Source organism: Clostridium acetobutylicum ATCC 824, from assembly GCF_000008765.1.
GTDB lineage: Bacteria > Bacillota > Clostridia > Clostridiales > Clostridiaceae > Clostridium_S > Clostridium_S acetobutylicum.
The window spans coordinates 2,541,772-2,556,920 of sequence record NC_003030.1 but is presented as its reverse complement, the minus strand read 5'-3'; the positions used below and the strand labels follow the sequence as shown (position 1 = coordinate 2,556,920).

14 protein-coding genes are annotated in these 15,149 nt (G+C 29.9%); 6 read left to right on the top strand and 8 right to left on the bottom strand.

The features are described from left to right. Positions 1 to 7: 7 nt before the first annotated feature. The gene (locus tag CA_RS12510) at positions 8 to 829 is read left to right on the top strand and encodes a hypothetical protein (protein WP_010965734.1); all 822 of its coding nucleotides are present in this window, start codon (positions 8 to 10) and stop codon (positions 827 to 829) included. On the opposite strand, the gene CA_RS12505 is transcribed toward CA_RS12510, so the two are convergent. Together CA_RS12505 and CA_RS12500 are read right to left on the bottom strand one after the other, a co-directional pair. Continuing rightward, entirely contained in the window at positions 809 to 1,267 is a 459-nt protein-coding gene (locus tag CA_RS12505) for a phosphatase PAP2 family protein (protein ID WP_241393121.1), read from the bottom strand. The genes CA_RS12510 and CA_RS12505 overlap by 21 nt on opposite strands. Positions 1,268 to 1,686: 419 nt before the next feature. Continuing rightward, positions 1,687 to 2,286, bottom strand: a complete 600-nt coding sequence (locus CA_RS12500; RefSeq protein WP_010965732.1) for a flavin reductase family protein — start codon at positions 2,284 to 2,286, stop codon at positions 1,687 to 1,689. 169 nt (positions 2,287 to 2,455) lie between these two features. Here CA_RS12500 and CA_RS12495 point away from each other — a divergent pair, with 169 nt between their 5' ends. From CA_RS12495 to CA_RS12485, 3 genes are read left to right on the top strand one after another with little or no spacing between them, the layout of a single operon-like run. Further along, positions 2,456 to 3,658, top strand: a complete 1,203-nt coding sequence (locus CA_RS12495; RefSeq protein WP_010965731.1) for a YibE/F family protein — start codon at positions 2,456 to 2,458, stop codon at positions 3,656 to 3,658. 25 nt (positions 3,659 to 3,683) lie between these two features. Further along, positions 3,684 to 4,358, top strand: coding sequence for a response regulator transcription factor (locus tag CA_RS12490; protein ID WP_010965730.1), 675 nt, complete (start codon positions 3,684 to 3,686; stop codon positions 4,356 to 4,358). Then, a complete protein-coding gene (locus CA_RS12485) occupies positions 4,355 to 5,833 on the top strand; it encodes a HAMP domain-containing sensor histidine kinase (protein WP_010965729.1) in 1,479 nt (492 codons plus the stop codon). The genes CA_RS12490 and CA_RS12485 overlap by 4 nt, the downstream gene beginning before the upstream one ends. A 1-nt stretch (position 5,834) precedes the next feature. Here the strand turns inward: CA_RS12485 and CA_RS12480 are convergent, their stop codons facing one another. Further along, on the bottom strand, positions 5,835 to 7,136 hold the full coding sequence (locus tag CA_RS12480; protein WP_010965728.1) for a S1C family serine protease: 1,302 nt from the start codon (positions 7,134 to 7,136) through the stop codon (positions 5,835 to 5,837). A gap of 163 nt (positions 7,137 to 7,299) precedes the next feature. Between CA_RS12480 and CA_RS12475 the strand changes: the two genes are divergently transcribed. Both CA_RS12475 and CA_RS12470 read left to right on the top strand, forming a co-directional pair. Continuing rightward, complete coding sequence (locus tag CA_RS12475; protein WP_010965727.1) at positions 7,300 to 8,319, top strand: AI-2E family transporter; 1,020 nt, start codon at positions 7,300 to 7,302, stop codon at positions 8,317 to 8,319. 144 nt (positions 8,320 to 8,463) lie between these two features. Then, positions 8,464 to 10,368 (top strand): LTA synthase family protein, encoded by a 1,905-nt coding sequence (locus tag CA_RS12470; protein ID WP_010965726.1) that lies wholly within the window; start codon positions 8,464 to 8,466, stop codon positions 10,366 to 10,368. Positions 10,369 to 10,407: 39 nt separating this feature from the next. Here the strand turns inward: CA_RS12470 and greA are convergent, their stop codons facing one another. The 5 genes from greA to CA_RS12445 form a co-directional block, all read right to left on the bottom strand. After that, positions 10,408 to 10,872 (bottom strand): transcription elongation factor GreA, encoded by a 465-nt coding sequence (greA, locus tag CA_RS12465; protein ID WP_010965725.1) that lies wholly within the window; start codon positions 10,870 to 10,872, stop codon positions 10,408 to 10,410. 363 nt (positions 10,873 to 11,235) lie between these two features. Further along, positions 11,236 to 12,030, bottom strand: a complete 795-nt coding sequence (locus CA_RS12460; RefSeq protein ID WP_014518983.1) for a PilZ domain-containing protein — start codon at positions 12,028 to 12,030, stop codon at positions 11,236 to 11,238. Between the two features lie 131 nt (positions 12,031 to 12,161). Further along, complete coding sequence (locus CA_RS12455; RefSeq protein WP_010965723.1) at positions 12,162 to 13,121, bottom strand: acyl-CoA dehydratase activase; 960 nt, start codon at positions 13,119 to 13,121, stop codon at positions 12,162 to 12,164. Then, on the bottom strand, positions 13,109 to 14,200 hold the full coding sequence (locus tag CA_RS12450; protein ID WP_010965722.1) for a 2-hydroxyglutaryl-CoA dehydratase: 1,092 nt from the start codon (positions 14,198 to 14,200) through the stop codon (positions 13,109 to 13,111). Before CA_RS12450 ends, CA_RS12455 begins: the two co-directional genes overlap by 13 nt. Continuing rightward, complete coding sequence (locus tag CA_RS12445; RefSeq protein ID WP_010965721.1) at positions 14,172 to 15,098, bottom strand: acyl-CoA dehydratase activase-related protein; 927 nt, start codon at positions 15,096 to 15,098, stop codon at positions 14,172 to 14,174. Before CA_RS12445 ends, CA_RS12450 begins: the two co-directional genes overlap by 29 nt. Positions 15,099 to 15,149 lie beyond the last annotated feature (51 nt).

Genomic DNA, 15,149 nt, shown 5'->3' with positions numbered 1-15,149 from the left:
GTTAAAAATGAAGGTATACTATATAACAGAGATAGCAGTTATAATTAGGACACTAATAGAAGCTGTTTACTTTATAGTTGTAATAGTGAGCTTTAGTTTTATTATGGGTGGCTTTAGAAGTTTTATAATCGGTAATTTTAAAAAAAGTATTGGAGGTAAGGCTGTAATGGTAGTGGGAGCAGTTGGATCTACCTTTCATCAACTGCTTCATGCTGGGACGGCCATTTTGTTTGCTCATAAAATAGAGGATATTAGTTTGATTAAAGAACCAGATAAAAACAATACTCTGGGATACGTGAAATGCTTTAAAAAAGGTGAAAATTTTTATCAAAGAATAGGAGATTTTTTTATAGGATTAATGCCTTTTTTGTGTGGAATTGTAATTATGCTTTTGATGATGAAATTCACAATTCCAACGATATTTAATGATGATATCAAAATAGTATGTAAAGATGCCAATTCTATAACATTGGATTTTGATACTTTGAATGGATTTATTAACTCAAATGTGGATTTACTAAAGGATTTTTTTTGTGTTTCTACTGTAAGAAATAAGCACTTGTACATTTTTTTACTATTGGCTATTTATATAAGCTTAAGTATGTCACCGGATAGAGGTGACATACGAGGGGTTTCAAGAGGATTTTGTGTTGCATTTATTATTCTCTTAATATTTAATTTTATCGATGCTTTTAATATATCAAGGCATACATTTGCACTGGATATAATCCAAATAGGAGTCCTCATTTTATATATTTTTCAAATATCAATAGTAATGCTTTTTATAGCGGCGTTTATTGTCTTAATTTTAAGAGCAATAGTAAATTGATACGTAATTTATCAATATAAAAAGAAGTTTCGAACATAAAAGTCCAAGAACAAATCCAGCAATTATATCTGTGGTGTAATGTACACAAAGGTATATTCTCGATATTGCAATAAGAGAGGCTAATATAAAAAAAATAATTGCGAAACCATTAAAGTATAGGTAAAGCATATTTGCAGCAGCAAAGGAAGAAAAAGTATGACCTGAAGGAAATGAATAGGATAATGGCTTCGTAATTAAAATATTTATATTAGAATTAGTCCTAAAGGGACGAAGTCTTTTTACACAGTGTTTAATTATTCCCTCTCCCACGATTAAACTAATTACTAAGGATAACAGTACACTTATCCCAACAATTCTGTAGGGTTTGTATGCAATGAGAAAAGTGCAAATAAGTAGCCATATTACACCGCCATTACCCAAATATGAGCAAAAAATCATGAGTTTATCTAAAAATCTTCTACTGTTTTTAAAAGTAATGCGAGAAATTATGAAATCATCTAATTTCCTTATAAATAATAACATGTTAATATCTCCCCTTAAAAATAAGTTAAGGTAAAATACCGTTTGATGTAAAGGAGGTTTCAGAAAGTGAACATTGTTTCTGTGCCCATAACTATTTTATAAAAGCATTATTAAATTAAGATTATGCTTGGGTAAAGTTTAATATAAATTGATAGGCTAAGGGCTTATAATACAAATAAATCATAAATATATCAATATAAAATATTTCGTATAATTGTATTTTATGATAAAAATCAAAAATAGTAACTGTGATTTAAGGTATATGGTGAACTATTAAGTGAGAGGTTTGGAAGAAATGAATGTTCATAGTGCCAAAAATTAAAAAAGGAAGACATTTAGTCTCCTTTTTTCCTCCTGTGTATTTTTTTGGTTTTCTTTTTAACTGAAAAGCCAAAGGAACCAATAGGTTTTGAATTTAAACCGTAATATTCCCCGTGATTATAGCACATAAGATTGGCTTTGTTAAAGCATATTTTATTATTTTTATCTAATAAAGTTTCGTCTATTTTTACATTCAAAACTTGAAGAAGAAATAAATCGTGAGTTCCAAGTGGAGTAACCGATTTTACTTTGCATTCTAAGGCTACTGGGCAATTTTCTAAAGAAGGTGTTGAAATTGATACTCCATCGTTAAGGGGTAAACTAAAATGCTTTATTTTGTCAACTCTTCTACCGGAAACTACACCACAGTAATCAACAATTTTAACCATACTTGTTGTAGGAAGATTTATAACACATTCGCAACTTTCCTTAATATACTGATATGAAAGTCTCTCAGGTCTTATGCCCATAGCTATTATTGGATCTTTAGTACAGACAGTGCTGACCCAACCTACTGTAAAAACATTTAAATTTTGGGATTTATCCTTAGAGGTAACAAGCACCACTGGTGTTGGGTTTAACATAACGCTTCCTTTAAAATTTAATTTGTTCATGTGACATTCCTCTATTCTTTTTACACAGTGTTTTTATACAACAATAATTTTAACATATGATTAACATTTAAAAAATCACTTTTTTTATTATGTTTAGCTGTGATATATTAAAATTATCTAGAAACTATATACTAAAAAGGGGATGAAGTTATGACCAGAAAAAAAAAAGGTGATAATATGGTCGACTGTGGCAGCTATATTTATTGCAGTTTTATTAGTATGGCATTTTTATTTTAGTGATGATAATAAATCGGATTTAGTTATACACGGTAAAGTAATACAGGAGTTATCAAGTAACAGCAAAAAAAATAAAAATACCTCTAAGGTTAATGTAATAAATGTGCCAGAAAATAAAAAGTCAAAGAAGAATAAAAACTCTTTGAATAGGACTTATGTTTTGGTAAAGATATTAAATGGCGATTACAAAGGTAAAGTGATAAAGTTAGAGAACTTGGTTAATGAAAAGACAGCCCACGAAACGCTTACTAAAAAGGGCGATGAGGTACTCATTAATATAGATGAAGATAGTAAAGGAAACATAAGTAGTGCTTACATATACGATGTTGTAAGGTACAAATTTATTTTCGGACTCGTGGCAGTATTTATAATACTTCTCAGTGTAGTTGGAGGTAAAAAGGGAGTGAAATCTGTAATTGCCCTTGCTATAACAGCTGTTGCAGTATTAAAGATAATGATTCCTCTTATAATTGCTGGTTTTAACCCTACTATTGTTTCAATTGTAATATGTATAGTTGTAAGTACAATAAATCTTATAATTATAAGTGGGAAGAACAAAAAAACTCTTGCAGCTATTATAGGTACAAGTGGAGGGCTTATACTGTCAGCATTAATTGCTACCTTTAGTATAATTACTTTAAGGTTGTCAGGACTGACCGATGAGGAAGAACAAATGGTTATTTATATTACTCAAAATACAAGCTTTAATTTTAGCGGACTATTATTTGCAGGAATATTAATGGGAGCCTTAGGTGCCGTAATGGATATTGGTATGTCAATAGCTTCATCAATAAACGAACTGCATGAGACCAATGATAAGGCAACTGTTATGGAGCTTGTAAAGTCTGGAATGAATGTTGGAAGAGATATGATGGGAACAATGGCTAATACACTTATTTTGGCATATGCAGGAGGGGCTATGTATGTTATGATATGGATTTCATCATATGATCTTCCTCTGTATAGAATTATAAATCAAGATGTAATAGCTTCGGAGCTTGTTAAAACATTAGCTGGAAGTATTGGTTTAATATTTACAATACCTCTTACAGCTTTTTGTTCTGCAATGATACTAAAACGTGAAAAGGTTAAAGTAAATAGTAAAGAAAATATGCTTGTAGAAGAAAAACAATAAATTATTTGGTATGGGGGGATATATTTTGTCTGAGAGTATTCTTATAGTTGAAGATGAAGATAGAATGAGAGAGCTCATAAAAGCCTATTTAAGAAGAGAGGGATACAGTGTACTTGAAGCGGCGGATGGGAAAGAGGCACTAGAGATGTTTGACAGAAATTCAATTTCGCTTGTCATTTTAGATATAATGCTGCCTCTTTTGGATGGATGGACTGTATGCACAAATATAAGAGAGAAGTCAGAGGTTCCAATAATAATGTTAACAGCTAAGAGTGAAGAGGATGATAAACTTTTAGGATATGAGCTTGGTGCAGATGACTATGTTACTAAACCATGTAGTCCAAAGGTACTTACTGCTAAGGTTAAAGTTCTATTAAAAAGAATTCAGCCAAATGAAAAGTCTAAGGTTCAAAATTTTGATGGGCTCAAGATAGACGCTATTTCTCATGAGGTTACTATTGAAGATAAGGAAATTTATCTTTCTCCAAAAGAGTATGATCTTTTAATATATTTTTCTAATAATAAAGGTATAACGCTTACGAGAGATAAGATTTTAGATAATGTTTGGGGAGAAGATTATTATGGGGATCTTAGAACAGTAGATACTCATGTGAAAAGGCTTAGAGAAAAACTACAAGATAAGGCATATTTAGTAGCAACAGTAAGAGGAAGCGGATACAAATTTGAGGTGAAAAAATGAAGATAAAGGGCAGCATAACAACTAAATTGTTTGTTATAACTTTGAGTTTTTATGTTGTTTTCATATTAGGAATGTTGGTTTTTCAAAGTGCGTTCTTTGGAAAATTTTATCAAAACAAAAAAATGCAATCACTTGAAAGCGCAACAAAAGAACTTAAAAAACAATATAATGCCAATGAAAATAATCCTTATGATGATATCGGGAGTATAATAAAGGAATTTGAAAGAAAAAATAATTGCAAGGTAGCTATATTAAATAGTTATGGAAATTTGAAGTATTTTGAAAATGATGGAGAAGATGATACTGCCGAAATAAATATAATTAAGGATATAATGCACACTTGGGTATCTAATCCTGCTGATTTTTTAAATATGAGAAGAACTGGAAAAAGTGAGACTTATGTTTTTCAGAGCAAGACATATAATGTTAAAAATATAGTCTGCGTAGTTCCTGGAGCTAACAATGATGTTATTTTTGCAATATCATCATTCCAATCAATTACAGAGGCATCTTCGGTAATGAAGGAATTTTTTATTTACATATTTTTTAGTGCTGTAGTTGTAGTAATTATTTTAGCACTAATATATTCTAGAATGATTACAAAACCACTAAAGAAAATAAACAAAACAGCTTCAAAAATGGCTGAGCTGGATTTTAGTGAAAAGTGTAATGTCATATCTGAAGATGAAATAGGATATTTAGGAAAAAACTTAAATTTTTTAGCTGATAATCTTAATAAATCAATGAATTCACTTAAAGCAGCAAATGAACAATTGAAGAAGGACATAGAAAAAGAAAAGGAACTAGAAAAGATGAGAAAGGAATTTGTGGCCGGAGTTTCCCATGAGCTTAAGACGCCTATAGGAATAATAGAGGGTTATGCAGAAGGGCTTAAAGATAACGTTGCAGTGACTAAAAAAGAAAGGGATTATTACACAGATGTAATTATAGATGAAGCGGCAAGAATGGGAAAACTTGTTTCCGATATGCTTGATTTATCACAATTGGAAAGTGGAAATTTTAAGCTCACATTAGGAAAATTCGATATTGGAGAAATGGTATTTAAATGTTCAAAAAAATACTATGCAATATTAGATGAAAAGAAAATAGATATGAGCATAAATATAGTAAATGGATACGTAATGGGTGATCAATATAGGTTAGAGCAGGTTTTTACCAATTTACTTAATAATGCCTTGAAGTACGCTAAGAGAAAGATTCACGTAAATATGTTAAAAGAAAATAACAAGATTACTATAGAAGTTGTAAATGATGGAGAAAAAATCGAAGTTGATGAAGTATGTAAGATATGGGATAAGTTTTATAAAACTGATAAGTCTAGAAATAGAAAGGTTGGAGGTACTGGATTAGGTCTTGCAATAGTTAAAAATATAATAGAACTCCACAACGGAAGCTATGGAGTTCTTAATGTTGAAAATGGGGTGAAATTTTATTTTTCCCTAAAATTATGCTGATTTATTTGTCTGATAGTTTTAAAGAAAGGGTTTTATAAGCATCGTCCCTGTAAACTTCTACTTGTACAGTATCACCTGAGTTATGTTTTGACTTTATAGAATCGATATCGCTAGTAGAAGTTACTTTTTTACCATCAAACTTTGTTATTACATCTCCAACCTGCATACCTGCTTTTTGAGCAGAACTAAAGTCTTGAATTTGTTCAATATATACACCTTGAGGTATATTATGCTGTTCAGCGGTACTTTTATCTACAGCTTCACCACTTATTCCAAGCATTAGTATAGGCTTAGAAAGATTTTGAATTTTGCTTTTTACAGTATCAATTGGAATTGAGAAGCCTATTCCTTCTACGCCGTTTTCACTTATCTTAGCAGAATTTATACCAACTACTTGTCCGAATGAATTTACTAGAGGACCTCCGCTGTTTCCAGGATTTATAGCTGCATCTGTTTGGATATAAGTTTGTTTTTGACCTTCGCTTACGGCTACTTCACGATTAACAGCACTGACAACTCCAGTTGTAACTGTTCCTAAGAATTCTTTTCCTAAAGGATTTCCAATTGCAACGACTGAATCACCAACATTTAATGAAGCTGAGCTTCCAAGTTCTGCAACACCAGGAACAGTAAAGCTTCCTGTCATCTTTATTACGGCTATATCATTAGCTTCATCATAATTTACAACTTTAGCTGAAACTTCTTTTTTGTTGTTTAGGATTACTGCTATTTTATCTGCACCTTTTATAACATGGTAATTTGTTAGTATATAACCATCATTATTGAATATTATTCCGGATCCCATTCCTTCCTGTGTAGAGCTTCCATTACCATTACTTGAGCCAAAGAAGGAATCAAAATCGTTTTGGGTTACAGTCGTTTTTGTTGATACACCAACTACTGCAGGGCTAACTTTTTTTACTATTTGCGATACAGTTAAACCACTTCCAGTTGCACTAGACGTCTTTGTTGAGGTTGGTGAAGCATTAATATAGCCTAGAGAAGAACTTCCACCATTAGCCATAGTTTTGTATAATGGTGTACTTTTGAAAAAGTTTGATTTAGGAAGAAGATATAAGGCTGATGCTGTTGATATACCTCCTCCAAGTATAGCGCAGGTTAAACCTACTGCTATATATGATGCTATTTTTTTGTTGAAAGGTTTTCTATTTTTATTGCTTTCTTTTTTATATTCAATTGGCATATTCATATTAACGGTATTATCATTGTTATTATTATTCATTTCAGTTGTATTATCTGTATCATTATTATTCACGTTATTATTGTTTAAATCGTCCATCATTGTTACCTCCTAATTTGTTTCTGCTTTGTATGTTTTAATAATAAACTTAGTGTGTGACAGATGTGTGACAATTTTGTTAAATAGTTGTTTAGAATTAAAATTTATTACATTGAAATTAGGCACATTTCATAGTAAACTAGTACTGTAAAAGGAGGGTACAAATTTGAGTTATATTTTAGATTTGTTTCATAAAGAGTCCTTTAAGAGAGGAGCGTTTTTAGTATTATTGGCTGCATTTTTTTATTTTTGTAGGTCTATAATGAATTTTATATTATTGACCTTTATAGTTACATATTTGATTAGCAGTCTGCACGGGTTTATTGTATCAAATCTTAGAAAATATATAAAAGTTAGGGAAGGCTTAATTGCCTTACTATTATATGTTCTTATAATAGCTGTTATAGTGCTTGTTTTCTATAATTATGTTCCAGTAATAGTTAGGGAAACAACAAATATTGTAAATCAAGCAACTAACTTTTACAATACTATAGATACTAGCGATTTGGGAACATTAGGAAAATACATACAACCAATGATTACTAAATTAGATATTGGATCTTACACTAAGCAGGGTTTAAGCTATATAATAGAATTTGCTAAGAATTTTGGAAAAGTGAGTTTGAATTTATTTTTAGCGTTTGTGCTTAGCTTATTCTTTGTGCTTGAAAAGGGCACAATAAAGAAATTTGGTAAGAAGTTTGAGAAAAGCAAGCTCTCTACTATGTATGAGTACTTTGTATATTATGGTAATAACTTCCTAAACTCATTCGGTAAAGTTATAAAAGCACAAATACTAATAGCAATTGTGAATGCTGTATTATCATCTATTGCACTTGCAATAATGGGTTTTCCTAATCTAATGACTTTAGGATTTATGATATTTGTACTAAGTCTTATTCCTGTAGCTGGTGTTATAATTTCGCTTGTACCATTATCATTTATTGCATTTAATATTAATGGATTTACAGAAGTAATTTATGTAATATTAATGGTTGTAGTGATACACTGTATAGAAAGTTATTTCTTAAATCCAAAACTAATGTCTTCCAAAACTAAATTGCCTATATTTTTTACTTTTATAATACTTATAGTATCAGGAGATTTTATGGGAACGTGGGGACTACTTTTAGGTATACCACTATTTATGTTTCTACTTGATGTATTTGAAGTAAAAGTTTCGTAATGGATTCCATAAGCTTTTAAGGATACACATATATGATACATAAATAATTTATTGAAAATTAATAAGTTATTTATGTATTATTAATTTTTTTATATTATATTTATTAAGTGTTATTATATTTTAAATTAGGAAAGAGATGAATAGATGAGATTTTCTGCAATATACAAAAATACCTTGTCAGAGAAGACAAGGAAAATATTAAATTATGGTGATATTATAGTATTTTTTATAATCTTAGTTTTTAAATTGATTACTTATGGAAAAGAGATTTCACCGGAATATTTTGATAGTTCGGTTATAACACCAATAATTGCTTCAGTATTAATAATATTTAGTTTCTCTTTTTTATTCAAGGGTAAAAAAAGAACAGCGTATTTACTTATAATTGATTTGATAATAAGCCTCATTCTCATATCGGATATAGCTTATTTTAGGTATAATAAAGATATAATAACGGTTTCAGCTGTTCAAACAGCAAAACTTTTGGTTGGTGTAAAATCGAGTGTGGCTGATGTTCTAAGCATTAAGGATTTTATGTTTTTATTAGATATTATTATACTTGTTCCAACTTTTATTTATGTTAAAAGCATAAATAAAAATACTATTAAGTTAAAGTTTAGATTAGTTTTATTTTTAGCTGTCTTTATATTCGGAGCAGCTTTAGATGCACAACAATTTCATAAAGTTAATGTGGAACAACCAACACTGCTTACTGCAATGAGTAATAGAATTTACCTAACAAAGATGATAGGAAATTTAAATTTTCATGTGGTAGATGCCTATAATTTTACAAGCACAAAGGTGAAAAATTCAAAGAAGTTGCCTGAAGCAAGGAAGAATGCAATTAATAACTATCTTAAGAATAATAACTCTATTCCTGGTGTTAAATTCAAATCAGAAGGTTCAGGAAAAAATCTCATAATGATTCAAGTTGAGGCTCTTCAAGGATTTGTTGTGAACAAAAGTATAAATGGAAAAGAAATAACACCTAATTTGAATAAATGGATAAATAAAAGCTTATATTTTGATAATTATTTCTATCAAGTAGCTCAAGGAAATACATCTGATGCTGAGTTTATGTCATTGAATTCATTGTATCCTGCCCAATCTGGAGCTGCATATTATACATATGCAGGAAATACTTTTAATTCTATTCCTAAAGATTTAGGCGACAAAGGATACTATACTGCAGCGCTTCATGGATATAATGAGGGGTTCTGGAATAGAAATGTAATGTATAAATCAGAAAAATTTGATGATTTTTATGGTCAGACTAGTTATAAAAATGATGAGGTAGTTGGTATGGGATTAAGTGATGAGTCATTTTTAAATCAGTCATTGGCTAAAATGAAAACTTTTAAACAACCATATTTTTCTTTCCTTATAACTTTAAGTAGTCACTATCCTTTTAACGACACGGCTGGATATGAAAAGTATACTATGAATAAGTTAGATGTTGGTGAGTATAAAGATACTCTTTTAGGAAATTACTTTGAAGGAATACATTATACAGATGAACAATTAGGTAAGTTCCTGGACAAACTTGATAAAGAAGGATTAACTAAGAATTCAATAATTGTATTATATGGAGATCATTTTGCTATACCAAAAGAAAATATAAATCAACTTTATAGTTTTGAGGGGATAAAAGATCCTACTGATCTTACGTGGTATGAATATCAAAAAGTACCTATGTTTATTCATTTTCCAGATGACGAACATAAGGGAGTGAATCATACTTATTCAGGGCAGATGGATATTTATCCTACAATAGCTAACTTATATAACATAAGTAATAATTATATGTTTGGTGAAGATATATTAAATGTAAAAGATGGTGATAGTACCAATGTTACATTTAGAAATGGATCGTTTACAGATGGTAAGATATTTTATGTGTCATGGACTAACACTTATTATGATATAGCTACAGGTAAAAAGATAAAGGAGACACCTGAACTTAATAAGAAGAAAGAAGCTGCGACAACTGAATTAGAGTATTCTGACGATCTACTAAATCATAATTTAATTAAAACTTTTTTGAAATAAAAGAAGGGCTTAAATGAATTTATCATTTAAGCCTATTTCTTATAGGATTTTCAGTACCTCTACTTCGTAACTACCATCAGGTGACTGAACTAGAGTTCTTTTATTTAATTCTGACTTATATAAAGCCTTTCCAAGAGGAGAGTCAATACTTACCTTCATGTTTTTAATATCTGATTCAACAGAACTTACCAATGTAACCTCTTCTGTTTCATCTGTATCACAAAATTTAACTAATGCTTTTTTATTTAAATCAAATACATTTTCATTTTCAGAGCTTTCAACTACAGTACAGCTTTTTAGTATATCTTCAATTTCTTGAATTCTTGTTTCATTCATTGACTGGTCGTCTTTTGCTGCACTATAATCAGCATTTTCACTTAAATCACCTTGAGAACGAGCAAATTTTAATGCTTCTTTAATCTCTGCTCTTTTTACGGTCTTTAGGTATTCAAGTTCTTCTTCAAGTTTCTTTTTTCCGGATTCGGTTAAAATTTTACTACTCATTAATAAACACCTACTATCTTAAATTTTGTGTAAAAATATATGTACAGAATTTCTATAGTTAAACTTAACTTGTCAATATCGAATATAAGTTAAGTTTAAATTAGAAACACTTGACAGAGTTTCTAATTTAATTTAACTAGAAACTCTATATATTGATTTCTACATAAAAAATATACATATATGATATGTATATTTCTAATTAATAAATATAAATATATATAGTGAAACTACTGCAAAACAAACTCATATATTACAAAAATACAATGTTAATGTGTTTTTATAATATTAAGCTTTAGCAAACGTAGCTTCACTATATATAATATTACTAAACTTAACTTATTTCAAGAAGTTTATAACGTGGTACTAATTCAAAACTTTTAATCCTTTGGCTGATAAAGATTTAGATATTTCAGTTATAGCTTCTAGTCTAATATCTTCAGGAAGTTTTTCAAAATCATTTTTGTATTTTTCAGCACGGTCACTATCAAAATCTGACATATCAAGATCTTCTAACCTTAAAGCTGATATATTTTCATCATTATACTGAAGACTCAAGATACAAAAATCTATTATTCTTTTAAATTGAGTAGATTCATATATACTTACCTTAAAACAATCTAAATTATTATTAAGATAGTCATTTAGCCTATTAACAAGATTATCATGTATAGCCAAATCATACTTATTATCAGTTTTCTTTAAAGTACCTAATTGATAAGTAGCGTATTGGAATACTCTGTATATATCAGTATTAGATAAGTTTAAAGTTAAATACATATTTGGAACTATATATGTTTGTTTATCTCTGTATAAAGAAATAAAGTTTTTATTATAAAGGGAATCTATAAAAAGTTTTAAAAGACGCTTGTCTGTGGCCAGGATATCAAACTTACATCCATTAATAAAGCCGTCTGTTAAACTGCTTGTTCCCCAAACAATTGTTGCATTACAGGTTATGTTTAAAGAGCCCATTTTAAAGTTAAAGGTAACTCTGTCACCTACATTTATTCTTTTTGGCACATGAATTCTTGCACCAGCTTCACTTATATCGAGGATTTCAACTTGTTCCAATTGCAATTCTCCATTAAGTATAAAAGAATCTACATTACACTTGTAGTCAGTTCGTTTGAATTTTCTTTGCTCATTTTTTTTTCTCATAATAACAACCACCCTTATTACTATTACCATATAATATATAAATTCTATACTATACATTATACAATATGAAACTAAAATTAACAAAATAATTTCATATTATTGTAATAATACTAAATGTGGTTAAAATTATCCTATACTGCGCTACTTTTACTCCATTTTCCACATCTATCGCCAAATGCACCTATAGTGGAATTGTTATTCTTTATTCTAACAACTTCGCATCTATTTGAGCAGCCAACGCATTCAAAGCTTTGAGAATGAAAATCGGTATTTGACAAGGCAAATCCATTAAAATTTGTATGCTTTTTCTGTTTGGCAAGCGTTTCTTTGGCAATTAAAGCGGCACCAATTGCTCCCATTACTTTATGATGTGGTGGTATTGTGACCTTAAATCCTAGATAATTTTCGAATGAGGTTTTCATTCCTACATTCGATGCTACACCACCTTGAAAGAATATTTCGGGAAGAATTTCTTTGCCTTTTCCAACGTTACTAAAATAATTTCTAACAAGAGCATCACAAAGACCTTTTATAATATCCTCTTCCTTGTAACCTAACTGTTGTTTGTGTATCATGTCAGATTCTGCAAAAACAGCACATCTTCCAGCAATACGTACAGAACAAGTTGATTTAAGAGCATATTTTCCAAAGTCTTCAATAGGTATATCGAGTCTCTCTGCTTGCCTATCAAGAAATGATCCAGTTCCAGCGGCACAAACTGTATTCATAGCGAAATCAGTAACAATACCATCTTTTAATATTATGATTTTAGAGTCTTGACCGCCTATTTCTATTATGGTTCTTACATTTTTGTTTATATTTAAAGCAGCTACGGCGTGAGCTGTTATTTCATTTTTTACAGCATCTGCACCAAGAACGTAAGAAGCAATTTCTCTACCACTTCCAGTTGTTCCTACTCCAAGTATTTGATCATCGCTATATTTGGTGCTTAAGAATTTAAAGCCTTCTTTAATAGCGCTTATCGGTCTACCTTTAGTTCTTAAATATAAACTATCTACGACCTCGATTTTCTCATTTAACATAACTATATCTGTACTTACAGAACCAACATCAACACCTATATAATACATCTATTTTTTCTCCTTTCTAGTAAGTCTATAAATGCTTCAATTCTCGTCATATAACCTGCATCACCAGTCATTTCATCTATTATTAATGATAATATAGGGAAATCTTTATCCCTAGATATTGTAGGTAATATTGACTTTGACACAATTTCAGGCATACAGCCCATAGGAAATAACTGTATTGCACCATCGAAGCCAGAATTGCTTGCCATAACAGCTTCACCTACACATTCTCTTCCATGACCACCTATATAATATGGAAGATATTTTTTTGAATTCATTCTTAAGTTTATAGAATTTAAATTTAAATTTGATAACATAGCATCTTTAAACCACCAACTTGGGGTTATATTTTTTTGTGTAGATATTCCCAAATCCATTAACTTATTTTCAATATAAAGGTTTGAGAATGGTTCTAGTATGGTATAAATTTCACCAATTATTGAAACCTTTAAAGGGGTTTTAGTAGAATCTATAGGAACATGGTTTATCATATGCTTATATTTTGTTAGCAAATCAATCATAGATTCAGCATTGTTACAGGTTAAAGCGGATTTTTTACAAGTTTGCAGTATTTTTTTGCATTCTCCTTTTTTTAATTCAAAACCTGCCTTATAACGAGCAGTTTTTTCTATATAATCTATTAAGTTTATTATTTTATAGGCAGAATATACTGCTTTTAATTTTTTATAAGAACTAATAGAACTTGAGCCAGATATTTTAGATAATCTATTGAGAAATTCGGTTTTGCCGATAGAAGAAGGTCTATCTAAGACGATAAAGTCTACGTCATGGCCTAATTTTTTTAATAGATTTATTTGAAGTTCACAATATTCACCGAATCTGCATGGCCCGCAGCTTCCAGTTATAAGTATTGTATCTGCACCTCTTTCTATAGAGTCTATGTAAGCTCCTATCATTATTTTAAAGGGGAGGCAAATATCTTCTGGAGAATAAAGAGAGCCTATTTCGAGACACTTTTTACTACTGTTTGGTGGAAGTACGTATTCGATTTCTAAATTATCAAAAAGAGCTTTAGCTGCATATAAGGTGTTACCTAGGTTGGGAAATGTTATTTTCATTGAAATTATATCTCCTTTCTAGCATATCAGAAAAAGCCTCTAATCTCGTATTAAAACCAGCTTCTCCAGTTTGTTCATCAATTTTAAGAACTAATATTGGGAAGTTACTAAGTTCTTTTTTTATCAATTCTAGAACTACAGAATCTATGCCACATGCAAATGATGATACGTATATAATGCCATTTACTAGATTATTTTTTGCACAAAAGGTTGAAAAACCATAAGATTTCCTTGCGAATGTCCAAAATGGTTTTTTAAACAAGGTTTTCATTTGCTTATTTATAAGATTTTCATCTATATCTTTTTCAGTTAGTATACCTATGTTTAGTTCATCAAGCTTCTTTATTAAATTTAAATTTGTATATGAATCAAATATATTATACGGGTGTCCTGCCAAAGCTACTTTTATATTATGTACTTTGTGAATTTTATTTTTCGAAAGAAAATCAGCTTGAGCGCTTTTTCCCTTTAAGTATGCTTTTTGGATTTTGAAGTTATTCATTGTGAATAGATGACCGCATTTTTTTATGAATTTCATAAAGTTTTTTTCGGTATCCATGTAAATTGGGTAAGATATCATGTCAGGGAAATCAGGGATACTATTTTTAATCATTTCAGGAAGCCCACAGAATTTTGGACATATGGATTCATTTGAGCTAATAGACATAAGTCGGGGGATAAACATATAATCACATTTATCTTTTAAATATGCCACATGACCGTGAAATATTTTTATGGGAAGACATGCTTCATCAATGCAGTATTTAACTCCTAAATTTAAAATTTCCTTGTTGGTATCAGGAGAGGTTACGATAGAACACCCTAATTCACTAAAAAAACTGTTAAAAAAGGGGTAATAATTACAATATAAAAGACCTTTTGGAAAACCTATTTTCATGAGTAAGCCTCCTTTAAAAAGTTTATTACTATATTGGTTTATTTTAACCCC

Coding starts and splice junctions, on each gene's coding strand:
- CA_RS12510 (WP_010965734.1), top strand. CDS start 8: ATGAAGGTATACTATATAACAGAGATAGCAGTTATAATTAGGACACTA.
- CA_RS12505 (WP_241393121.1), bottom strand. CDS start 1,267: ATGATTTTTTGCTCATATTTGGGTAATGGCGGTGTAATATGGCTACTT.
- CA_RS12500 (WP_010965732.1), bottom strand. CDS start 2,286: ATGAACAAATTAAATTTTAAAGGAAGCGTTATGTTAAACCCAACACCA.
- CA_RS12485 (WP_010965729.1), top strand. CDS start 4,355: ATGAAGATAAAGGGCAGCATAACAACTAAATTGTTTGTTATAACTTTG.
- CA_RS12480 (WP_010965728.1), bottom strand. CDS start 7,136: ATGATGGACGATTTAAACAATAATAACGTGAATAATAATGATACAGAT.
- CA_RS12470 (WP_010965726.1), top strand. CDS start 8,464: ATGAGATTTTCTGCAATATACAAAAATACCTTGTCAGAGAAGACAAGG.
- greA (WP_010965725.1), bottom strand. CDS start 10,872: ATGAGTAGTAAAATTTTAACCGAATCCGGAAAAAAGAAACTTGAAGAA.
- CA_RS12460 (WP_014518983.1), bottom strand. CDS start 12,030: ATGAGAAAAAAAAATGAGCAAAGAAAATTCAAACGAACTGACTACAAG.
- CA_RS12455 (WP_010965723.1), bottom strand. CDS start 13,121: ATGTATTATATAGGTGTTGATGTTGGTTCTGTAAGTACAGATATAGTT.
- CA_RS12450 (WP_010965722.1), bottom strand. CDS start 14,200: ATGAAAATAACATTTCCCAACCTAGGTAACACCTTATATGCAGCTAAA.
- CA_RS12445 (WP_010965721.1), bottom strand. CDS start 15,098: ATGAAAATAGGTTTTCCAAAAGGTCTTTTATATTGTAATTATTACCCC.